Source organism: Paenibacillus sp. FSL R10-2771 (assembly GCF_038000205.1).
In the GTDB taxonomy this organism is placed as follows: Bacteria; Bacillota; Bacilli; order Paenibacillales; family Paenibacillaceae; genus Paenibacillus_AQ; species Paenibacillus_AQ phytohabitans.
This window is the reverse complement of sequence record NZ_JBBOBM010000001.1, coordinates 7064893-7087973: the sequence shown is the minus strand read 5'-3', so window position 1 is coordinate 7087973 and position 23081 is coordinate 7064893. Positions and strand designations below refer to the sequence as shown.

Genomic DNA, 23081 nt, shown 5'->3' with positions numbered 1-23081 from the left:
TGACGGAGTATATTCCTACTCAGGAGGGGCCGCACCCGTAAAAATAAGCGATCCCATAAAAAATTACATTGCGTCCATCAACCAAGCTTACGCGAAACACTGCGTGGCCGGCACTGATGGACGTTTTCTTTACCTGTCCCTGGTAACCGGTAGCAATACGCTTCCGAACATCACACTGAAGTTCGACTTACAGGGCGGCCGCTGGTGGCCTTGTAGCTTCGTGGCTACATCTTATTACCTTGACGGTCAAACGCTATACATCGGGACTGTAGACGGTCAGGTGCTGCAAATGGGCGGCACTAGCGACAACGGTACAGCGATCAACTGGTCCATTGAAACTAAGCCGTTCAGTGAAGGTGATGAAACGGTCCGGAAGACCATCAACCGCCTGTGGGTGATTGCGGATATTGAGCCGGGATCATCACTGTACGCTGCCTATGCAACAGGCACGGAAGGTTCCACCTGGAACGTGGTAAACTCCACTACCAACGGTACTGGAGCGATTCAAAGCATCCGCATACCGGTAATCGTCAACACACCGCAAATCTGGTACCGCCTGAAGCTATACGGTACTGGGAAGGTCAAAATACACCGCATTATCCGCGAGGTCACAGGGAGGAATTCATAATGGCACAGGTTAACTTGCCAAATGTTGACGGACTGACAACTTTGGATCAAGTCAAAAACGCCTTGGGCATCGTGAATAAAAATTTAACATGGCTGCTTAATAATCTGGATACGCGTAACATTAACGAATTGAACGCCGAGGTAATCATTGCGGAGAGCATCACAGCCGGAAAGCTTGCAGCAGACTCTGTTCAGACTGAAAACCTTCAGGCTGGTGCTATTACTACAGAAAAGATTGATGCCGGCGCTGTTACGGCGGACAAGATTACGGTAGGTGAACTGTCAGCCATCACCGCCAACCTAGGAAAAATGACTGCAGGTGAAATATTCGGAGCCTATATAGCCAGTAGAGAGGCGGCATACCCCCGGGCAGAGTTGAAGAGTTCAGGCGATGTGTTCGCGGCGTTCTACGATGCTAATAACTACATTGCGGTTGAATCGGATTATAGCGGCGTGCCATCGTTAAATTTCTTCCAAGGCGGAACACTCAAAGGTAGGTTGGATAATTTATCATCAATTATGGAAATGGTTGGTTTAGGCGGTCTGATTTTATCGGCATCTGGCGGAGACCTTGAATTAAATGCATCAGGAGTTGTTAAGGTTCTGAATTGGAGCAAACTTTACAATGATACAACTAATAGGACGCTTCAGCAGGACCTTGATAGCATTGATAGTAACATTGTTGCCCTTTCTTCTTTATATGACGATCTTAACGCCAGGGTAACTGCACTAGAAGGCCCTTAACGTAAAGCAAACGCTGTGGTATATTGGTGGAAAATGGTACGAAAAGGGAGAGTATATGAAAAAATACATTGTTGGATTCCTAGCCGGTGCTGTCTTCGCTATATCTGCTACAGCGTTTGCCGATACAATTCCAAGTCTGATCGGTAAAAAGGTACAAGCCCAATATACTGTAGAGGTAAATGGAAAGGTTCTAAATACCGTGGTGGTTGAAGGTAGTAATTATGCTCCTGTTCGCTCTCTTGGAGAGGCAGCAGGGTATGATGTATCTCTTGAAGGGAAGAAGGTTATTCTTAATATGCCAACTACATCTGCATTAAACCAACTATCTGAAGATGAAAAGAAAGAAAGGATATCATCTTTACAAGAAGCTATAAAGAGCAAGCAAGAACGAATCGCGACTGTTACTCAAATTCTTGGAGAGAAAAGAGAAAGTTCTTTGACAGCCACAACAGATAAGGATAAGGCCGCATACAAAGATGTTATCTCTCAACTAGAATGGAACTTAACAGAATATCAAAGCGCACTTGAATCACTCCAAGCCCAACTCACGGAGCTGCAGCAACAGCCGTAATGATACAAAAATAATCAAAACCTATTGCCTCCACATGCTACACTGAAATAAATAAACGATCGGCCAGAGGACTCCATACGGGGTCCTTTTTCTATTGCAAAGGAGTGAGAAGATGGCGACAACGTTAGGAAACGGCGTAGTGGACTACAACACAGCTGCAGCAGAAGCCAAGAAGAAACTCGTGCAGAATCAGCTAAAGATCAACAATGATCCCGGATATGTAGCCAGTGAACAGCAACGCGCTCTGCAGGTGATAGCGCAGCGCCAGGCGCAGGGACTGGACACCAGCGGACAGCAGAAATACTTAACTCAGCAACTCGGATACAAAGCACCGGCGGCCAACACGGCAGCAGCATCAACGCCAACCGCAGCCACCACCAGTTCGCCCAAGAGCAACGCACAGCAGGGATCTGATTATATGTCACAGATGGCGGCCATTGCTCAGCGGCAAGCCACTCCATTCTCATATGATCCGAACAGCGATCCGGCATATCAAGCCGCACTAACCCGGGCCAAAGCCAATATTGCAGATGGTACCGCACAGACGGAGGCTGAATTGAACCGCCGCGGACTTCTTAACAGCACCATCACTTCTGACCGGTCGGCAGAGATTGGCGCACAGGAAATGGGCAATGTGGAGACAACCGTCCTACCGCAGCTGATGCAGCAAGCCTATCAGAAGTACATTGATAACCTGAACCAGCAGCAGCAGCAATTCAGCAACCTTGGAACCGTGGCTAATAGCTACCTTGGCGAGGACCAGCGTGCTATTGACAACACTAACACCACAGCAGGGCTCACAGGCAACCTGCCGGGCGGCGAACAGGCGCAGCAATTATACTCCCAACTGTTGAACCTGAAGCAGCAGGCCGAAGCCAAGGGCATCACCGCAGCAGATCGCAGCAAGCTCAGCAATCAGGCTGACGGAATCCGGGCTATGCTGTCCACCATGGGCGTGGATATCAGCAAACTTGGAGCGAATACGAACTCCGTCACAGCAGGACAGATCACACCAACTATTCGAACACTGGCCGGGCAGAATCAGGACTTGGCTGCACAGAATCAGACATTTAACCAAGCCACGCAGACCAGACAACTGGATACAGCGGATAAGCAGTACGGTGAGCAATTTGAATACCAAAAGGCCCGTGACGCTATCACAGATCAGCAGTGGAAGAAATCTTTTGATGAAGATTACCGCCGGTATGGACTGGATTACGCCCTGCAAGAGCAGCAGAACCGTATTTCCGCACAAAATGCAAACACATCACAAGCCAGTGCAAGCAGCAGCATAACCGGGAACACGTTCAACCGATACCTCGATATCTGGAAGGCTACAGGAACCGCACCATCCGGATTAGAAGCGTACGGTGTAGAGGCTGGATCTCCGTGGTACGAAGGTGCTCAAAGCATTGAAGAAGGCGGTTTAACTATCAATCAAGTTGTAGATAACATCAAGTCCATCTATCAAGAGCCTATTGTTAAGAAGGAACTAGACACATGGGGGAAAATGATAGAGACAGATACAGGTAAAACAAAAATCACCAGCGACCCAACTCAAAGGAAAAAAATGTTCGACAATGTAGTCGATTCCGGTTTAGGTAACAACGAAACGCTTCAAGCCCTGAACTCACTTGGGTTCACTAAGGCAGAAATCCAAAAGTTCTACGATGAAGGAATCCAATCATCGGGGGAGTGATAAGCCCTACGGCTTCAGCTAGTGGGGCTAAACTAAACAGTACATTGGGCGGATCTCTCAAAAACACTGGAGATATATTCGCATCTGTGGGAGCAAAGTATGGCATAGATCCTGCGCTGCTTGCTGCTATAGCTGTTCATGAGACCGGAAATGGAACCAGTAACGCCGTGAAGAACAAGAATAATGTGGGCGGAATGATGGGGAAGAATGGGCTGATGACGTTCTCCAGCGTGCAAGAAGGTATTGAAAAGATGGCATCTAACCTTAAGCGTAACTACATCGACAAAGGATTGACCACAATCGAACAAATACAAAAAAAATACGCCCCAAATGGCGCCGCAAATGATCCGACTAACCTAAACAGTTACTGGACGAGTGGAGTTAAAAAGTACTACGACTTATTCTCGAAGTAGGAGGTGAACCATGACACTTGATTTCGATGCACTACGCAAGAAGCGCGGCGTGACTACTTCAGGAACAGGGGAATTTGATTTTGATGCATATCGCAATCGGAAAGTTACTGAAACGCCGGATGTTGAAAGAGTAACCGTTAATCCTATCTTGAAGAGTACGCTCAGTGGAGTGGGGATCGGTGAAAAGCCAATGGAATTTCCTACCTATAGCCGTGCTGTTACGCCGGAACCAGCACCCAAAAAAGAAGAAAAAAGCACACTCAGCAAAGTCCTGGATAACGTCAATGCATTTACGGACCGTGCAGCGAACGCCACGACATTCGGCGGAACTGACCTTGTGGATCGCTTGTTTGAGAAATTCGGACCTAAAGCATATAGTGACGAGCTAAAAGAAAAAAGAGAGCGTTCTGAAAACCTTGGAGCAGCTGGGGCCGCAGCAGATGTGCTCGGCTCCCTGGTCAGCGGTCAGGCAGCATACAAGGCCGCAGGCGCTGCAGTAGATCCTTTGATCAAGTCCTTGCCTAAGATAACACAGAGTTTGATTCGCGGTACTGCTGCGGGTGCGGCGTTTGAATTACCACGTCAGGCTAACCAAGAGGCTGCAGAGTACCTGGGTGGACAACAACAGAGTGTGCCGCAGCGCCTTAAAAATGTGGGCTTATCAGCGGCGCTTGGCGGTCTCACCGATTTAGGTATTGGCGCTGGAGGTCTTGCAGCGTCAGGCATCAAGAATCCTCTGCTTGGTAAAGCTGTGGGCGGCGGGATCGGCGTAGGAAGCTTGGGGGCTGCGCTGGGTACGGCAAACGAACTACAAGAGAAAGCATCCGGACAACAGCAATCACTTGGCGGCAGGCTGGCGGATATCGGTAAGTACACATTGGCCGGTGCTGGATTGGGGATTGCAGGCGGCACGGCGGCAGCTACATTTATGCGGAACAAAGGAGTTCCTGAAGAAACGATTGCTGAAGTACTTGCACTTCCGGAGGGACGCGGAACCATCCGTCAATCTGCGGCAGCTGAACGTGCCAGTGTGCCGGCCGGAACTGATCCTATAATTAACCCGTCTGACTTTACTCCGGAACCGCTGGGATTGCCGCAGGGTAATGCTGTGGGGCCTACTGTGGCGCGCCGGGCAACGCAGACGAATGTTTATAGACAGAAGTTCGAGAACCTCATCAGAGAGGCGCAGAAGCGTGAATTCAGCCCGGGACGAGAGGATATTGAACTTGAAAACCTATGGTCTCAGATGGCTGAACGCAACGATCCGGGCTTAGAGGAACTGGTTGATCTGGCGTATCCAAAGCGTACCAATGTACCACAAAGAGGGATGGTTGGCGCTGCCCGGTCCAATCAAGAAATGCGTGAAGTGGCTGGCGTGGGCAATCCAGTCCGGAGCATCGCGGACCGTAACCCATCACAGGTGATCAGCCCGGCAGCAGCACCACAGACGGTTGCCGGACGCGCCGGAGGAACACCACGCGCTGAGATAACTGGTACTCCGGATGTTCCAGTGTCTTCATCACCTCGGCAGCTCACCCAGGAAAATATTCCTTCGCAGCCGATCAGCCGGGAGCAGGACATCATGAACCGCATTAACAACCTGACTCAAGAGGATATCGACTATATCCAAAGTGGCCAGTTTGATCAGACGAAGCTACCTCCGGAAGTGTCGTCCATCAGCAGGCAAGAGCCAGCGGTAAGGGAACAGACTCCACTTGTAGATGCGGCGCCAGACGTAAATGCTCAACCACAGAGCCAAGACATGTTCACGGACCTATTTGGCGATCAGGGATTAGGTATCTCATCCGGAGGAAGTTCAGCAAGAGTCGGCACTGGCCCGGTAGACACCGCAGATCAGATTGTCCGCCGCGGCATCAAGAACGACAAGCAAGGCATCAAGCAGGCAGCGACAGCGCAGGCCCGGGCGACCTATCAGAACCTTGTCGATAACTTGGACCCACTGAAGCGAATCAGCAGCGACACCTATGAATCAGCCATGGACGCAACCCGGGCCAACAACCTTGCAAATACCGTTGTCCGTGACAAATTTGTGAATCTTGAAGGGGAGGTCATCGGCAGCAGCTTAAATGATATCTTCAAGAAAGTGGCCCGGGGCCAGGACAAGAATTTTATTGACTATCTTACGCTGCGACATGCTAAAACCCGTATGGCCCGTGGGGAACGAGTATATGCTGAGAATCTTGATATGACTCCGGACAAGGTGCAGCAGCGCATCGACACATTGAATTCACGCTATCCCGGGTTTGAAGAGATCGCTCAGGAATGGGATAAATTCAATGATAATGTGCTGCGGGAGATCGGAGTAAAAGAAGGACTGCTATCCAATGAACTTTACAATGCGCTGCGGAAGAAGAATCCGAACTACTCACCAATGCGCCGGCAGTTCCTTCGGTCAGAGAAGCCTGGGAAGAACTTCATCCAGAAGACAACGAAGTCTTCATTCAGCGGCCAGAAAGCACCAATTCAGCAGGTCAGCCCTACCGGCTCCGTCCGGAATATAGTAGACCCGCGAAAATCAACTATTGAATCCGTAGGCGCTTGGACCAATGCGGCCCTCCGTAACCGGACGATGCAGTCCATGGTGGATGCAATCAAGCGAGATCCGGAGGCATTCAAAGGCGTTGCTGAGATCATCAAGCAGCCGAAGAGTAAGGTTAATCTTAAGGATGTGCTCACCAATGGCGGTCAGGACGATTTCTTAGAAGCGCTGGATGCAGACTTTAAGGACCTGTTCAGCACTGCCAAGGTGGACGGTGACAACGTGGTCCGGGCTATGGTCAACGGGGAACCGGTACACATAAAGGTAGAAGATCCGGAGATCGTTAAAACGCTGATCGGCATGGGTCCGCAGGCTTCAAATATCCTTATTGACACCATGAGTGCATTTTCAAACGCGACAAAACGCGGCGCAACCGGTCTGCTGGCCCCTGCCTTTGCGATCAAAGGGGCAACGATGGACCTTGCACAATCGGCGATACAGTCCAAAAACCCGCCGAAGCAGATTGCATACACGATCTATTCAATCTTCAGTGGTATTGGTGACTCGCTAGGTATTAAAGGACTGCGTAACTGGGCACAGGAGTACCGCCGGGCAGGTGGTGGATACACGGCATCCCTTAAAGGTGATCGGCGCTTAGACACCGGCATATCTGATATGACACGATACCCAAAATTGTCACCACAGAATGCTGCTAAAATTGGAGTCAAAGCTGTAAAGGCGCCTTTCAAGATACTTGAAGGGATAGGTAATATCGCTGAAAATGCACCGCGCATTGCCGCATCAAAGATTGAACGTCAGAGCCTGGGCAACCAGATCACGCCGCAGAATATTCGGCAGGCCATGAGCGCCGGGAGAGAAATCACTGTCAACTTCAGCCGCAAGGGAGCACTTACCCGGGACATTGAAGCATTCGTGCCTTACAACAATGCCGCTGTACAGGGTACGTACCGCGTACTACGGGCATTCAAAAATAATCCCGTCCGGACTGTGGCCGCAATCGGCACACTAGCAGTGCTTCCGAAACTTTATGAGTATTCAAAATTCGGTGATGATCCGGACTACCAGAACCTCCCGGCCCGGGAAAGAATGCGGTTCCTGATCGTCAACAAAAATGATGATGGAACATTCACCAAGATACCGATGGAGCCAGCCTATAACAGCTTTGGAGAGGCGACAATCGAAGCCTTAAGGTATTTCAAGGACAATGATCCAACTGCCTTCAAGGGGACAATGGACGCATTAGCGAATGCCTGGACACCTCCACTTGTTACCGGTGCGCTGCAAGGAGCAACAAAGGGTGGTGGAGCAGAGGGTAGTATTGCTGGGGTGGTCAATTCAACAGTGGCCGCGCCGTTTGTTGCCTCTGTAGCAAACCAGAGTTTCACCGGTGCGCCTATCGTATCTCAGTCCCTTCAGGACCGCAGCAGACCGTACCAATATGATGAACGGACCAGTGCTGTAGCTAAGAAGTTGGGCCAGACGCTGGACATGTCGCCTCAGAAGGTGGATTACATCATCAAGGCATACGGCGGTGACTTGGCCCGTTTGGTTCTTCCGTTGACATCTGACCTCGGACAAGGAAACGTCCGGAATACGCTGCTGAAGAACTTCATTATAGATCCGGAATTCAGCAATACGCTGACCGATGACTTCTACGATGCGAAGGATAAGCTAAATCAGGCATACGCTGATTACAACGAGGCCGGGGCAGAATTACCTTCCTGGTTTGATGATGACCTGAGAAAGGCGCTAAATTCGACTGCGAAGGGGTCGGTATCGAAGGAGCTTGCCGGACTGCGGGATTACAAGAAGGAAATCACCGCTGATAAATCACTGACAGACAAGCAGCGTACGGAGAAACTACGGGAGATACAGCAGCAGATCAACGAAATCTATATCAATATCAACTCGGCGCTGAAAGAGTACGGGGTAATCAAATGATCGAATATGACGAATCTGAGTACCTGCAGATTGACTTCACCGATAAATCTCTACAATTAATAGCTTCATTAAATGGGGATGAAGTCGCAAATCAATTATATGCCCCGGCGGTGAGGATCAATGTTAGCAATAATTCAGTATCTGTTATACGACTTACCGTACTTCCTGTACAAAACTGCGGATAACTTCAAATGGGACGGATTGATTATATTTACTGTGTATCAACTTGGACGAATCAGTGGAATGCGCCTCTTCAGAAATTACCTGGAGAGGCATTTTCCATATTTCCAGAGTGAGGAGGTTCAGTTTAAGTCGTGGACAATCAAACAGATCACAAAACTAGGCGGGGAGCCATTTCTACCCCAAAAAGAGTACCGTGGTGCTGGGCGTTCAAAGAAATTGCCAGCGAAGAACTACGATTTATCTTCAATGAGATTACAGGGGGCAAGCGCCCCGGAAAGGCGGTACCCGATGAAGACAGTCATACTTGATGCCGGACATGGCAAAAAAGACTCCGGCGCAGTAGGCGCAACCAAGAAGCTTGAGAAGGACTTCAACCTATCCATGGTGCTGAAGGTCAATGAGTTGCTGAAAAAGAACCCGGAGATTAATGTAATCCTCACGCGCTCTACAGACGTATTCGTGGATCTTGTAGACCGCGCCAAGATCGCCAACAAGGCAGCGGCAGATGTGTTCCTATCTATCCATGCCAATGCCGGGGAACCATCTGCTAAAGGCTCTGAGACGCTGTACACGAAGGACATGGACAAACCATTTGCAACGATCATCCATAAATACCTGATGTCCGTGACTGGTCTGACCGACCGCAAATGCCGGTTTAAGAACCTGTCCGTCTGCCGAAACACTACAATGCCAGCCTGCCTGATCGAGCCGGGATTCTTAACCAATCCTGCCGAAGAAGAATTGCTCTTTAATGAAGAGTTCCAGAATCGTCTTGCTGTGGCGATGGCACAAGGGATCTGCGAATACCTGGGCGTGAAATACGGAGTTCGAGTTACCCCGGCCGGAACATATCCGGTAGACGTGATTCTGAACGATGCGCCATACGAGGGCCTGCTGATCGAAGGGAAGAGCTGGGTGCCAGCTAAGCTAATCCTGAACGCCCTGGGCGCGCGCTGGTCCTACGCACTGCGGAGTGTCTATGTCGGTGACACAAAGGTTGAGACAAAGATCTACGATGGCACCAGCTACATTAAAGGTACCGATCTCCGGGACCTTGGCGTGGTTCGCGGCGTATTCTTGGACCCCGATGCCATCAACACCAAACGAGTGTTAATTTATCCAAAGGAGAGTGTGACAAATGAATGATGCATTAAATCAGGTACTTGCTTTGGCGACTGCCCTTACTGTATTCGTTACTGTCGTGCTGAATGGCGTGAAAGCGACTATTACTCTTCCGAAGAACCTTATTCCGGTAATCGGTATTGTGATCGGTTTAGGCATAGGTGCAGCAGCGTATAAATTCACCGACTTGGAATTGGTTTACCGTCTATGGGCTGGAGCTATCGCTGGATTCTCTGCCACCGGTTTGTATGAACTGCACAAGAACAATCCTGGGACCACTGGAAATTCTAAGTAGTACATGATATACTAATCTCAAATCCGAAAGCATCGGTCCAGCCCCTGTTAATTCAGGGGCTTTTTTACTGTGGATAAAAGAACTGACGTTCGCATATAATAGCATTGAGGTGAGATTATGAGCGAATATATGAGCTATTCAGATAAGCCACTCGGCAATATGCTTACAGACATTGAGCGAACGATGATCCGGGACCTGATACTTTTACCCTACATAGATACGATGGTTGCCAAGAGCATGAAAGAGATTGAGCTGTCTGGCAACGTACTGAGCAGAGCTTACCTTACCACCGGCAGGTACATTCAAAAGCGCATCATCCAGGATGTGTATGATCTGCGGCGGGAGCTAAAGAAGCGAAACATCAAAGTGATCGAAGATACGCAGGATGAATTCATTACGTACAACAAGGTATTTTTCAGAGGTTACCAGGAACGATTTGGAATGACCCGGGATGTGATGAGGACGGAGATCAGTTTAAGACTCACGCAGTACACTGCAGACTTAGGTGATGCTCTCAAAAATAAGTAAGGCCTACCCATTAACCGGCAGGCCTTTTTTCATATTTTGTAATAGTTGTGTACTGACCAGAGTCCCGGTCAGCCGCCTCGTGGAAGGCGAGCGGGATAAGCTGCTGCGGCTCGAGGATACGCTGCATGAACGGGTAGTCGGCCAGGATGAGGCCGTCCGGCTGGTGGCGGATGCTGTGCTCCGGGCAAGAGCAGGCATCAAGGACCCAAACAGCCCCATCGGTTCGTTCCTGTTCCTGGGGCCGACCGGTGTCGGTAAGACCGAGCTGGCCAAAGCGCTGGCCGTATCGCTGTTTGACCGCGAGGACGGCATGATCCGTATTGACATGTCGGAGTACATGGAGAAGCACAGTGTCTCCCGCCTTGTGGGTGCTCCCCCGGGATATGTCGGCTATGAAGAAGGCGGCCAGCTGACCGAAGCGGTGCGCCGCCAGCCATACACTGTTGTGCTGCTGGACGAGGTGGAGAAGGCCCATCCGGATGTGTTCAACATTCTCCTGCAGCTGCTGGATGACGGGCGGCTGACCGACTCGCAGGGCCGGGTGGTCGATTTCAAGAACACCATCATCATTATGACCTCCAATATCGGCTCGCCGCATCTGATTCAGGGCACCGATGACAACGGTGAGCTGACCGAAGCGGTTAAGGACCGGGTGATGAAGGAGCTGAGCGGCCATTTCCGCCCAGAGTTTCTTAACCGGGTGGACGATATCGTGATGTTCAAACCGCTGACGTTGGTCGAAACCCAGCAGATCGTGGTTAAGCTGGTGAACGGTCTCCGCCTGCGCCTGGCAGAGCGGGGCATCGGCCTTACGCTGAGCGACAAGGCCGTCCGCTTCATTGCCGAGGAAGGCTTTGATTCCGTGTACGGCGCAAGACCGCTCAAGCGGTTCATCCAGCGCAGCCTGGAGACCCGGGTGGCGCGTGCGCTGATCGCCGGAGAAGCAGAGGAAGGCTCAGTGATGACGGTTGACGAAGCCGAGGGTGAGCTGACTGTTACTATAGTGAAACCGGAATCTGCGAAGACGGTTGGCTCGCTGTAAAATGTAAACTGACCCGGCCGATGCCTCCGTAAGGCACCAACTGCAATCCGCAAAGAAAAAAGCGTTCCGCCTTAAGGCTGGACGCTTTTCTTGTGACGTTTGACTTAAATCCTGCAGAAAATACAACATTTTCTTCAATAAATCAGCCGAAATCGAGAATTGTTGCAGGAAATGCAGCATTTCATCTTCTGCAAGCGGCTAACTGAAAGGATTATTGTATTTCATACAACAATCTTCCCGCATAAACAGTTATTTATGAATCCGGGTTGTAATATTTACAACATTTATACCTGTTACCTGTATACCTGCCACATACAGAATGAACTTCAAAGTCCAATTAGCCGCTTGGCGGGAGCACTGCCTCAGCAGCGATATTTGGTTACTTGTTTGTCCGAAATCCTAAGTGTGGTTTATATAGAAGCTCTAAGCTCTACTATCCCCGCCGCCTACTCGCTCCAGGGCATCAGATGGGGATGCTGGTCGAGGATAGACAGGTATTGTTCCTTCCAGCCGTATTGGCCGTCCGGGTCCAGCAGCATATAGCGCAGATATTTCTCCAGCCGGTATTCCGGTTTCGACCAGCCGAGATGCTTCAGCCGCAGATTGCTTAACTGATGGGACAGCTCGAAAATATTCTCCGGCAGCCGCCCGCAATGCTGCGGCAGATCGTTCCAGAGATAAGTGAAGTCCTCCCGGTAGCGGAGCAGGAACGGCCGGTAGCTCTGATGGGACCGCCAGTACATATCCTCTCGGTAATGAGTATCGTCCCAGAAATCGTAGAGCCGGAAGCAGAACAAGTCGCAATTGTCCGTACGCAGCAAGGCATCCACCTCTTCCGGGAATCCGGCCTCGAAAATCTCATCCGCATCCAGACTCAGAATCCACTCCGGATTCGTCTGAAGGACCGCCTCCCACTGCTGCTGGCGCAGCTCGGATTCATTGCTGAATCTGGAGACGTTGTTGCGTATCAGATGCAGCGGAATGCCCTGAAGCACCTCCCGGCAGATATCCGCTGTGTTATCCGTGCTGCCGTCGTCGATAACGACAGCTTCATCGATATATTTGCGGTGCTCCTGCAGAACCTGCCGCAGAAACCGCGAGCCCTCATTCTTGACGATCATCGTAAGCGTCAGCTTGGGCCGCCGGACAGCTGCTGAATTAGCCGCCGCTCCGGAGAAGCCGGTCGCCGCTTCATGCTCAGCGCCCCGCCCTGCTGCAACTGCACCGTCTGCCGCGTCAGCGCCTCCGTCCGCCGCCGCATCAGCGCCCGCCGCCAGTCCGGCGCCCGGCAGCGGGATCTCGCCGCCGCCCTCTGGCAGCGGCTCCTTGGACAAGCGCCGCCGGGCCTCCGCCTCGGTCCACAGCGCATCCCACTCCGCGCTCGCATCCAGCGCTCTTTTATCCACGGGCGCTGCATCGGCAGCGCTCTGCATGTCTGAACCGTCCGCCGCGCCGCCGCTGTCCGAAGGCGCAACCTCGCGCGCAGCGGTTTCCTCGCCGCCGGCCTGAGCGCCCGCCGCGAGCTGTCGATCCCGCTCAAGCTCCGCGTCACTCCGCCATTCCCGCGCAGTCTCCGCATCGCCCCGTCCCGCCCCCGGCGCATTCCGCGCCTCGGGCCCTAGCTCTGCCTCATTTAACTCGGCATCGCTCCGCTTCGCCTCGTGCCACCCATCCGGCCTTGTGTTCGCTTCGCCCTTCCCTTCCCGCTCAAGCTCCGCCCTATACCGCGCATCCCGCTCCGATTCCCCGTCACATCGCCCCGTCTCCGGCGACTCCAGCCCAGCTCCAGCCTCCGCGCCCGAAGTCTGCCGGATGAACTCCGGCACCTTGAGCAGGTCGCTGTCCCTGTAGAGATGCAGCGCCGGGTAGTGGGTGTCGACATACAGCGGAATGCCAAGCGCCGCTGCACGGATGCAGAAATGGCGGTCTTCTCCCCAGTAGGAGATGTTGTGAATCCGGTCGTAGCTGGCACCGGAAGCGATGGCCCGGCTGCTGATCAGGGTGCAGGCGCCGAGCCCGCCGACTTCATAGATTCCCGGCTGCTGCATCTTCATCAGGAAGGCGTGGAAGCGGCGGTTGATCTCTTCAGGCGGGAGCTGCTCTCCCGGGAGCACCTCCCACTGGTTGTATTCGTCATGCATCCAGACCTGCGGCTGCAGCAGAGTACCCGGCTGCCACTGGGTCCAGAACACCTCGGAGATAATGTCCTTGCCCGTATGGATCAGATGCAGCAGCGTATCCGGATGAAGGATTAGATCGGAGTCGATCAGGAACAGATAATCATAGCCGAAGGCTTCAGCCCGCCGGATCATCAGGTTCTTGAACCCGGCCACCTTCCAGACCAGATTGGAATTCCAGAAATGGGTCGTATCATCGCGGATATAAGCATCATGAAACCCTGAGGATTGCAGGAAGACCGTTCTGCCGCTCTGGGTGAACTGCTGCAGCAGCTGACTCGAAGCTTCGTCCGGGTTGTCATCAATCAGATAGAAATGCAGCTCAATATTGGTTAGGTTCAGACGCAGCAGAGAGTTCAGAAACTGCTCGAGAATAGCCGGTTTTTGATGGATCGGGCTGCCCAGCAGAACCCGGGTTCGGGTCTCATTCATAGCAGGCCACTCCAGGATAAGATCAACATTAATAGAACATCCCCTTGGATTCGCAAATAGATGATATGAATTATATGTATTCAATATATTTAGAGAAGTACGGGACTAATCCCGGTTTTTCAAAAAATAGAGACCTGAGAGGAAATATATGGATTGGTGTCTGCCTGAGAGCTGTTGTACAATACCGCATAGACAGGTATAGACATTCTGCAGACTGCAGGACAGGAGTGAGAGGATGGACAAGTCACCGTTAAAAGTACAGCAATTAATCAACCTGCTCCTGGCGATGAATCCGCGCGCCGGGGTTTTTCTGCATACTGCGGATGGAGAACTCCGGCCGCTGCTGGACGAGGATGTACAGGAGATCTATGCGCCTGAGCAAGCGGCCAAGACCGTGGCTCATATCGGCGTTCCCGCAGGCACTGCAGCCGGAGAGGCGGAGGAGACCTTATGAAGCTGGCTCTAATAAGACTGGAGCAAGGACAAGAGATCCGGCTCGAATTATTTGACCAGGAGGCCCCCGGAACCGTAGCCAATTTTGAAAAGCTCGCGAACAGCGGCTTCTACAACGGTCTGACTTTTCAGCGCGTTGTCCGCGGCTTTGTCGCCCAGGGAGGCTGTCCGGAGGGTACCGGCCGGGGCGGCACGGACAAAATCGCCTGTGAAACGCAAGGCAATCCGCATAAACATGTGCGCGGGGCGTTATCCATGGCCCATTTCGGGCCGGGCACGGGCTCCTGCCAGTTTTTTATCTGCTACGATGCGTTCGATTATCTTGACGGCTGGCATACGGTGTTCGGCAGAGTAATAGAGGGGATGGAGCATGCGGATGCCTTGCGGCGCGGGGATATCATACAGGAGATCAGCGTATGGGATGCCGGTATTCCTCAGCTGTAACAGCAGGCGGTTGTTCAATCTTTCACAGGTGGTAAATTAATACATTGTAATCCCGACTATTCCGATATATAATAACTTTCACAACGAGTGAGATTGCTCATAGACATGGAGGAGAGAGATAATGCGTAAAGGGATATCAGGGGTTGTCATTCTAGTTCTACTAACACTAATGATTAGTGCATGCTCTAATGGAAATAACGCGGCATCGACAAATGCGGGTGCAAGCCAGACACCGGCGGAAACGCAGCAGCCCGCTGCCAGCGAACCGAAGGATGGCGGAAGCTTGATTATAGGGGTCGCTTCTGATCCGGTTGTACTTAATCCGAACTATGCGGGTGACCGTGTCAGTCTGACGATTGACCAGGCACTGTATGCTCCGCTGTTCCAGGTGAATAACGGGGAGAAGACCTTCTACCTGGCAGAGAGCCTGACACCTTCGGAGGATAATCTTACTTACACACTGAAGCTTAAGGATGGACTTACCTGGCATGACGGAGAGAAGCTTACGGCGGATGATATCGTGTTCACCATTGACAGCATTCTCGACGAGAAGCAGAACAGCTTCCTGAGAGCCAACTTCCTGATCGGCGACCAAGCCATCAAAGCGGTTAAAGTGGATGATCTGACTGTTGACTTCCAGCTTCCGCAGGTCAGCCCGGCTTTTGAAGCGACACTGGTACAGGTATTCCCGATTCCAAAGCATATTTTTGAGAATGAAACCGACATTGAGAAGAGCACCAAGAACGCTTCTCCAGTAGGTTCCGGTCCCTTCAAATTCAAAGAATACAAAGCCGGTGAGTACCTGACACTGGAACGCTTCGATAACTACTTCGGCGGCAAACCGCATCTGGATTCTGTAACTTACCGGATTGCCAAGGATACCAATGCTGCGAACCTTGCCCTGCAGAACGGCGAGATCAACGTGCAGTATCTTGATCCTAAGGATGTAGCTACCATTCAGGCAACGAACAATTTCGAAATTCTGCCTTATAGCGAAGGCCGTCTGGCTTATCTGATGTTCAATGCGAACAGTGATACCGGCGCCCTCGCCAAAAAAGAAGTCCGTCAAGCCCTGTCCCTGGCCCTCAGCCGCGATGAGCTGATCCAGACAGCGTACACTTCCAGTGAATATGCTGACCCGGCGAAGTCATTCCTGACTCCGGACGCGCTGTATTTCACAAATGAAGTAACTAGTTTTGACAATGATGCCGCTAAGGCTAAGGAACTTCTGGCGTCTGCCGGAGAGAGCAACCTGAAGCTTCGTTACATTGTACAGAGCGGTAACAAGGCACAGGAAGCAATCTCGTTGTATGTGCAGCAGAAGCTGAAGGCTGTCGGCGTGGAAGTGGAACTGCAGAACATGGACTCCTCGGCCTGGGTGCAGAAGTTCATTGATCTGAAATCTACCGACTACGAACTGGCATTGACCGGTTATATCATGGGATATGATCCCGATGCTTACCGTATTCTGTTCACAACAGACAGCTCTTCCAACTACTCGCATTACTCGAACAGTGAAGTTGATAAGCTGATGAATGACGGTGCAGGCGAAGCTGATCCGGCAAAACGCGCAGAGATCTACAAGAAAGCGCAGGAGCTTGTCGCTGAAGATGCACCGATCTACCCGATCGCGTATACTAAAACAGTTGTAGCTGTATCGAAGAACTACGGCGGCATTGATGAAGCTGTATTGAAGCCGGTCGTTATCTTCGAAGACCTGTCCAAGATCTACCAGAAATAATCTGCCCCAAAAAATAAGCAAGGCAAAAAAATAAGCTGGGTTCTTCCAGCTTATTTTTTGCCTGTCAAGAGCTGGGAGAAGCTGCGTATGAGACAACTCATCGTCCGAAGGTTGCTGCAAACACTGCCGATGCTGTTTTTTGTATCCGTAGTGTGTTTTACAATGATTAAGCTGGCTCCGGGAGATCCGGTGCTGTCTTTCGTTACGCCCAATATGCATGCCGATGATATTGAGCGTATCCGCCATAATCTGGGGCTTGATAAGCCTGCCTATATTCAATATTTCATCTGGATCAAGGAAATGGTGCAGGGCAACTTCGGATATTCCCTGATCAATCACCAGCCGGTGCTGGGACAGATTCTGGAACGTCTGCCGGCAACAGCCGGGCTGATGGGCAGCGCCATTGCGCTGGCGGTTATTCTGGCGATTCCGCTAGGCCTCGTGGCCGGTGCGAACCGCAACCGCTGGGCAGACAAGCTGATTAACTTTATTTCCTATGTAGGGATCTCCATTCCGTTATTCTGGCTGGCGATCCTGCTGATGTATCTGTTCGCCATTAAGCTGCATCTGCTGCCGAGTATGGGGATGCGCACGATTGGCGTGGAATCGCCGCTGGATGTACTGAAGCACGGGATCTTGCCTTGCTCGGTGCTGGCCTTCGGCTTCCTGGCCGGATATGTGCGTTATATCCGCTCCAGCACCATTGGTCAGCTGAAAGAGGAATATGTGCAGATCCAGTACGCTTTTGGCTCGAAGAAATCGACAATCCTGTTCCGTCATGTCCTGAAGCATGTGCTGCTGCCGGTCATTACCCTGCTGGGGATGTCGATGGGGGATCTGGTGGCCGGGGCCATCGTCACCGAAACGGTATTCTCCTGGCCGGGCATCGGGTCGCTGGGGATGACGGCGGTTAAGGGAATGGATTATCCCGTCATTATGGGGATCACCTTATTTTCTTCCTTAATGCTGATCCTCGGTAATATGGTGGCAGATATTCTCTACAGCTTTGTCGATCCGCGAATTAAATTAAAGGGGTGACCTCATGAATCGCAGTAAATGGAAAAATCTACAATCAGAGCTGTTTACGAACGGTCTGGGTGTCGCTGCTCTTGCTGTATTGGCTATCTTTACGCTGGGGGCCATCTTTGCCTTCCTGTCCGGATATGATCCGAATGCCATGGATGCCATGGCCCGCCTCACCAAGCCCGGCGCCGGACATCTGTTCGGAACGGATGACTATGGACGCGATTATCTGTCCAGAGCGCTATATGGCGGCCGTGTCTCGCTGCTGGTCGGGTTTGCTTCCATGATCGTGGCTACCTTCGTGGGTGTGATGGTTGGTGTGATCAGCGGATACTTCGGCGGCTGGCTGGATAATCTGCTGATGCGGATGCTGGATATCATCATGTCCATTCCGTCCTTCCTGATCCTGCTGCTGCTCAGCGTCTACCTGAAGCCGAGCATCGGCAACCTGATTATTATTATTGCCTTATTAATGTGGATGAACGTAGCCCGTGTCGTCCGCGCGGAGACCCTTACGATCAAGGAACGCGAATATGTGCTGTACGCCAAGGCTTCCGGCCAAAGCTCCTTCGGTATGATCTGGCGGCATATCCTTCCGGGACTGGTGCCGGTGATTATCGTCGGCGCGACGAATAATATTGCGTCGGCCATTATGATGGAATCGTCGCTGAGCTTCCTCGGTTTCGGGGTACAGCCGCCGAACGCCACCTGGGGCAGCATGCTGAACAGCGCGCAGGGGTATATTGCAGAGGCGCCTTATCTGGCACTGTTCCCGGGGCTGATGATCCTGCTGACCGTTCTGAGCTTCAATGTGCTGGGTGATATTTTGCGGGTCGGCTTTGAACCAAAGCTGATCCGGAGATAGGAGAGTGGAACATCATGACTGAACGGCTGCTGACTGTTGAGAATTTGCAGGTTTCATTTGCTACCCGGGACGGCGAGAATCAGGCCGTCCGCGGCGTTAGCTTCCATATAGATGCCGGTGAAACGGTGGGGATTGTCGGAGAATCCGGCAGCGGCAAAAGCGTTACCGCCAAGGCGGTCATGTCCCTGATCACGCCGCCGGGCCGCATGACTGCCGGGAAACTGGAGTTTCGCGGCGAGAGTCTGAAGGGACTCACGGAGAAGCAGTGGCGGACCCTGCGCGGGAACCGGATCGCGATGGTCTTTCAGGACCCGATGACCTCGCTGAATCCGGTCAAAAGAATAGGCCAGCAATTAACCGAAGTTATCCGCAGACACCGCGGACTCAATAAAGCGGAGGCGTATGCCGAGGCGGCGGAAATCCTCCGCCAGGTTGGCATACGTGATCCGGAGCAGCGCCTGAAGCAGTATCCGCATGAATTCAGCGGAGGCATGCGCCAGCGGGTCATGATCGCGATGGCGCTCTCCTGCCAGCCGGAGCTGCTGATTGCCGATGAGCCGACCACAGCGCTGGATGCAACCATCCAGGCGCAGATTCTGGATCTGTTCAAGGAGCTGAAAGAACGGTCGGATACAGCGGTAGCGCTGATTACCCATGACCTCGGTGTCGTGGCCCAGGTCTGCACGCGGGTCATTGTGATGTATGGCGGACTTGTGATGGAGGAGGGCACGGTGGAGGATATCTTCTATCGTCCCCAGCATCCTTATACACAAGGGCTGCTGCGTTCGATTCCGAAGCGCGGCGGCGGATCGCGGGAGCGGCTGATTCCGATTGAAGGCACACCGCCCGATCTGCTGAATCCGCCGCCCGGCTGCCCGTTTATGGACCGCTGCCCGCATGCTTTTGCCCGCTGCAGTGAACGTCCGCCGGTAGTAGAGCTTGCACCTGGCCACCGCTCGATGTGCTGGCTGGCTGAAGGTGCAGAGCAGCAGGCGGCAGTTACAGTGGGGAGGGATTCCGGTGAGTGAGAGCAAGGTGCTCGTAGATGTGAACAATCTCAAGAAGCATTTCTCCAAAGGCAAGGATATGCGGGGACGTGATACGGCTGTGCTTAAGGCCGTGGACGGCGTCAGCTTCCAGATCCGCCAGGGCGAGACCTTCGGACTGGTGGGTGAATCCGGGAGCGGCAAGTCAACGGTTGGCCGCTGTCTGCTCCGCCTGTACGATTATACGGACGGCGAGGTATTCTATGACGGGCAGCCGCTGGGCAAGCTGGGCGAGAAAGGGCTGAAGCCGTTCCGCAGACGGATTCAGTCGATTTTTCAGGACCCGTACTCTTCACTGAACCCCAGCCTGAATGTGCTGGAATTGATCAGTGAGCCGATGCGGATTCATGGACTCTACCCAGGCGGAGAGCGCAAGGAAGCCGTGGCGGAGCTGCTGGAGAAGGTGGGACTCAAAAGAGAGCATCTCTACCGCTTCCCGCATGAGTTCAGCGGCGGGCAACGCCAGCGGATCTCCATCGCCCGGGCGCTGTCGGTCCGGCCCGAGTTCGTCGTCTGCGACGAGCCGATCTCGGCGCTGGATGTCTCCGTGCAGGCCCAGGTCGTCAATATGCTGGAGGATCTGCAGTCCGAATTCGGACTGACCTATCTGTTCATTGCCCATGACCTGTCGATGGTCCGGCATATCTCTGACCGGATTGGCGTCATGTACGGCGGCCGCCTCGTTGAGGTTGCGGAGAGCGATGAGCTGTATGACAATCCGCAGCATCCGTATACCAAGGCGCTGCTGTCTTCCATTCTGGAGACGGACCCGCTGAAGGCCAGCCAGCGAATCCGGCTGGATGCCTACTCGGTAACGCGCGGGGATGAGGAAGCCGCTGTGCTGCGGGAAGTCAGCCCGGGGCATTACGTGGCTGGAGATTTTACGGACTGAATTCAGGTAATGTCTGAGCAATGATCAAATGATCAGGATATGAGCACTTATGTGGATAAGGAGGATCTATAATGACAGAAACGAAGAACAAGGTAAAGTTATCGCAATGGGACGCCCTGCTGGTGGAATCGCTGCGTTCTCTGGGCTGGTCCGATGAAGAACTGCTGCGGCGGGTTGCCGAAGGGGATCTGCCTGCCGACGAGAGTGAATACGAGTTCGATTACGGGCAGCTGTCTACGCTGGCTGGTGAACAGCCGAAGCTGTTCCGTCAGGCCGTGACCGAAGGCTACCAGATCAAATACAACACGATCCGCGGCATCCGCAGCTGGATTGCCGTTGCACTCCGCACCCAGCCGAAGCTGGAGCTGGAGGAAGGCCGCGAAGCAGTCGAAGCGGTGTTATCGGAATCACAGAAGCAACGGCTGGAGGATGTATTATCCTTCGGCTGGCAGATTACCGGCGGCGGATCAGCCGCAGATGGCGGCAACGCTACTTACCGGATCGAGCCGATCCAGCGGTAACAGCGGAGCTGAGCAGCAGAGACAAGCTGCATAATTATGTGTATGTTAAGAATTAGCCCTTCGGCTTTGTGCCGGAGGGCTTTTTGCATGATGAATACAGAAACTGTGGGGCATTTCATAAAAGATACTGGTCTGTCGCTGTTGATCGGGAAACCGGGAAATTTGATTTCAAAGAATATAAACAGAAGTTTTGATAAAACCGTTTGTGATGGATGGTTGACGCAAACTGTGAAGGAAGAGGAAAGCAGTTAAAGCCGGCTGATTTCAGGGACTTTCATTTTTTGAGCAGAGGCCAGAATAAGCAAAGCTCGACGGACCTGAACCGGATCGGCTCCTTTGCGGGCAATCCGCAGAAGGCGGTTGCCTTCTTCCTGAGTTAAATCACGAACAAAAATAGTCATGCCGCTCACCTCGAGAGAGTTGGATTTACGTATAATTACCCGTTTTCCCAACTATGATCACGGAAGGGGCACTAGTTAAGTTTTCATTTCTTCGTACAAAACTGAATCGAAATATCGATTATGAAAGTACTGGTTAAATCGCGAAGTGAATTCACGCAGTTCCTTCACGACTGTTTTTTTGAATGAGGCTATCTATTTTTTATACAAAATGAAAAGCTCAAGTCGTTTACGGTGAAATTTCACCGTAAAGACTTGAGCAACAATAAAGTGCTTTTTTATTCTAATTTTTGTTTATCTTGAGATTTATTAAGAAAAAGGAAAAATTTAAAAATATAAACAGGAGCAAAAGATTCATATTTACGTCTTCAAGTTTTACTACCCATGGAATCATTGGAGTGAAAAAATTCAATAAAAAAAGCATAAACGAGTTTATATCTTTCTTTTTGGTAAATCTATATTTAATCCAATTATAAATAACATAAATCAAACCAACAGAATTAACACATAAAATAGTCACATAGTAAACCGTTTGTTCCACCGAAAATTCCCTTCTGCTTTGTAATTATACTAGCTAGTTTATCACCAAGCTTGTATAGTTCCGGCGCATACCATTCAGGAACTGTTAGAGCAATTGGAGAATCCAATGAAGGTGGAACCTAATTTGGCGAACCCCCTTCATTGTCACTTCGCTGGTTCTAGGTCAATTACATAGCCGATAATGTTTGATAAGCATTATTTATAGCGGAGTCACAATCCTTGTTTGAATTATAACCCCCCCAAATTGTAGCAGCAAAAGCTGGAGCCGATGCAATAAGTCCTGGAATTGCAGCTAAAGAAATAATTACAGCAGTTCCAGCCGCTTTAGCTGCATACTGAAAAGCTTTCAACGAGCTTAGAGATCCAGAAAAAGAATTAACATACATTTTATAGTCTGATGCTTGTGAATTAGATTGCGAAAAGTACTTACTTACGTTACTTCCAGTTGGACCATAGTCATAATGTTGGTAAGTTGCTGCATAAAAAGTACCACCAGCGGTAGAAGAATAGTTATCGTAATAACAAGACCCCTTATCGCCCCCTGCTTCAAGTATTTGAATTCCGCCTGAACTTGGACTTGTTTTAATTTGCGTGTCTTCAATTTTAACATTATTTAGATATACAGTTCCATCGGTTTTCGTTGTGATGACATCGGTTTTTGTATTATCTGTGTATATTTTACCATAGGATTCCATCCCTGGCTGCAGTACATAAGTTTTGGTGTCCGTCACCTGACCCGATACGCCGTCTTTAACTCAGTGGTGGTTGTGGATACATATGGAGCATTTTTCGCTGCGACACTTCCTTCTGAATTGTTACCAGGTGCGGCCATTGAAGCCGTAGCGCTAGTTAGGAAAAACACT

Annotated in this window: 21 protein-coding genes and 1 pseudogene; 19 read left to right on the top strand and 3 right to left on the bottom strand. The window is 51.5% G+C overall.

Annotated elements, in window-relative coordinates:
- The first annotated feature begins 220 nt into the window (after positions 1 to 220).
- The 10 genes and pseudogenes from NSU14_RS30520 to NSU14_RS30475 form a co-directional block, all read left to right on the top strand.
- Entirely contained in the window at positions 221 to 628 is a 408-nt protein-coding gene (locus NSU14_RS30520; RefSeq protein WP_340948288.1) for a hypothetical protein, read from the top strand.
- Positions 628 to 1371: a hypothetical protein gene (locus tag NSU14_RS30515; protein WP_340948287.1), complete on the top strand. Its 744-nt coding sequence runs from the start codon at positions 628 to 630 to the stop codon at positions 1369 to 1371. The genes NSU14_RS30520 and NSU14_RS30515 overlap by 1 nt, the downstream gene beginning before the upstream one ends.
- A gap of 55 nt (positions 1372 to 1426) precedes the next feature.
- Positions 1427 to 1942, top strand: coding sequence for a hypothetical protein (locus NSU14_RS30510; RefSeq protein WP_340948286.1), 516 nt, complete (start codon positions 1427 to 1429; stop codon positions 1940 to 1942).
- Positions 1943 to 2054: 112 nt separating this feature from the next.
- A complete protein-coding gene (locus NSU14_RS30505) occupies positions 2055 to 3641 on the top strand; it encodes a hypothetical protein (protein ID WP_340948284.1) in 1587 nt (528 codons plus the stop codon).
- Positions 3638 to 4054, top strand: a complete 417-nt coding sequence (locus NSU14_RS30500) for a glucosaminidase domain-containing protein (protein WP_445670071.1) — start codon at positions 3638 to 3640, stop codon at positions 4052 to 4054. Before NSU14_RS30505 ends, NSU14_RS30500 begins: the two co-directional genes overlap by 4 nt.
- Positions 4055 to 4064: 10 nt before the next feature.
- Positions 4065 to 8516, top strand: coding sequence for an LPD38 domain-containing protein (locus NSU14_RS30495; protein ID WP_340948282.1), 4452 nt, complete (start codon positions 4065 to 4067; stop codon positions 8514 to 8516).
- A 471-nt stretch (positions 8517 to 8987) separates the two neighbouring features.
- Entirely contained in the window at positions 8988 to 9845 is an 858-nt protein-coding gene (locus tag NSU14_RS30490) for an N-acetylmuramoyl-L-alanine amidase family protein (protein WP_340948280.1), read from the top strand.
- On the top strand, positions 9838 to 10116 hold the full coding sequence (locus NSU14_RS30485) for a holin (RefSeq protein WP_340948278.1): 279 nt from the start codon (positions 9838 to 9840) through the stop codon (positions 10114 to 10116). Before NSU14_RS30490 ends, NSU14_RS30485 begins: the two co-directional genes overlap by 8 nt.
- A 117-nt stretch (positions 10117 to 10233) precedes the next feature.
- Positions 10234 to 10644: a hypothetical protein gene (locus tag NSU14_RS30480; RefSeq protein ID WP_340948277.1), complete on the top strand. Its 411-nt coding sequence runs from the start codon at positions 10234 to 10236 to the stop codon at positions 10642 to 10644.
- A gap of 55 nt (positions 10645 to 10699) precedes the next feature.
- Positions 10700 to 11686, top strand: a pseudogene (locus NSU14_RS30475) (AAA family ATPase); the annotation flags it as partial.
- Between the two features lie 446 nt (positions 11687 to 12132).
- Here the strand turns inward: NSU14_RS30475 and NSU14_RS30470 are convergent.
- Complete coding sequence (locus tag NSU14_RS30470; RefSeq protein WP_340948276.1) at positions 12133 to 14295, bottom strand: glycosyltransferase family 2 protein; 2163 nt, start codon at positions 14293 to 14295, stop codon at positions 12133 to 12135.
- Between the two features lie 235 nt (positions 14296 to 14530).
- Here NSU14_RS30470 and NSU14_RS30465 point away from each other — a divergent pair, with 235 nt between their 5' ends.
- The 9 genes from NSU14_RS30465 to NSU14_RS30425 all read left to right on the top strand — a co-directional run bounded on the left by NSU14_RS30465 (position 14531) and on the right by NSU14_RS30425 (position 21532).
- Positions 14531 to 14749 carry a hypothetical protein gene (locus tag NSU14_RS30465; protein ID WP_042132881.1) on the top strand — a complete coding sequence of 73 codons (219 nt, stop codon included), beginning with the start codon at positions 14531 to 14533 and terminating at the stop codon, positions 14747 to 14749.
- On the top strand, positions 14746 to 15192 hold the full coding sequence (locus NSU14_RS30460) for a peptidylprolyl isomerase (RefSeq protein ID WP_042132882.1): 447 nt from the start codon (positions 14746 to 14748) through the stop codon (positions 15190 to 15192). Before NSU14_RS30465 ends, NSU14_RS30460 begins: the two co-directional genes overlap by 4 nt.
- A 121-nt stretch (positions 15193 to 15313) precedes the next feature.
- Positions 15314 to 16933, top strand: a complete 1620-nt coding sequence (locus NSU14_RS30455; RefSeq protein ID WP_042132884.1) for an ABC transporter substrate-binding protein — start codon at positions 15314 to 15316, stop codon at positions 16931 to 16933.
- An 87-nt stretch (positions 16934 to 17020) separates the two neighbouring features.
- Entirely contained in the window at positions 17021 to 17971 is a 951-nt protein-coding gene (locus NSU14_RS30450) for an ABC transporter permease (protein WP_076243496.1), read from the top strand.
- Between the two features lie 4 nt (positions 17972 to 17975).
- Entirely contained in the window at positions 17976 to 18821 is an 846-nt protein-coding gene (locus NSU14_RS30445; protein WP_039300005.1) for an ABC transporter permease, read from the top strand.
- A gap of 14 nt (positions 18822 to 18835) precedes the next feature.
- Positions 18836 to 19849 (top strand): ABC transporter ATP-binding protein, encoded by a 1014-nt coding sequence (locus NSU14_RS30440; protein ID WP_042132887.1) that lies wholly within the window; start codon positions 18836 to 18838, stop codon positions 19847 to 19849.
- Positions 19842 to 20759 carry an ABC transporter ATP-binding protein gene (locus NSU14_RS30435; RefSeq protein WP_042132889.1) on the top strand — a complete coding sequence of 306 codons (918 nt, stop codon included), beginning with the start codon at positions 19842 to 19844 and terminating at the stop codon, positions 20757 to 20759. The genes NSU14_RS30440 and NSU14_RS30435 overlap by 8 nt, the downstream gene beginning before the upstream one ends.
- Positions 20760 to 20830: 71 nt before the next feature.
- The gene (locus NSU14_RS30430) at positions 20831 to 21280 is read left to right on the top strand and encodes a hypothetical protein (protein ID WP_042132890.1); all 450 of its coding nucleotides are present in this window, start codon (positions 20831 to 20833) and stop codon (positions 21278 to 21280) included.
- Positions 21281 to 21367: 87 nt separating this feature from the next.
- On the top strand, positions 21368 to 21532 hold the full coding sequence (locus NSU14_RS30425; RefSeq protein WP_156118508.1) for a hypothetical protein: 165 nt from the start codon (positions 21368 to 21370) through the stop codon (positions 21530 to 21532).
- On the opposite strand, the gene NSU14_RS30420 is transcribed toward NSU14_RS30425, so the two are convergent.
- Together NSU14_RS30420 and NSU14_RS30415 are read right to left on the bottom strand one after the other, a co-directional pair.
- Entirely contained in the window at positions 21529 to 21690 is a 162-nt protein-coding gene (locus NSU14_RS30420) for a hypothetical protein (protein ID WP_340948275.1), read from the bottom strand. The genes NSU14_RS30425 and NSU14_RS30420 overlap by 4 nt on opposite strands.
- A gap of 695 nt (positions 21691 to 22385) precedes the next feature.
- Positions 22386 to 22949 carry a hypothetical protein gene (locus tag NSU14_RS30415; protein ID WP_336102918.1) on the bottom strand — a complete coding sequence of 188 codons (564 nt, stop codon included), beginning with the start codon at positions 22947 to 22949 and terminating at the stop codon, positions 22386 to 22388.
- Positions 22950 to 23081 lie beyond the last annotated feature (132 nt).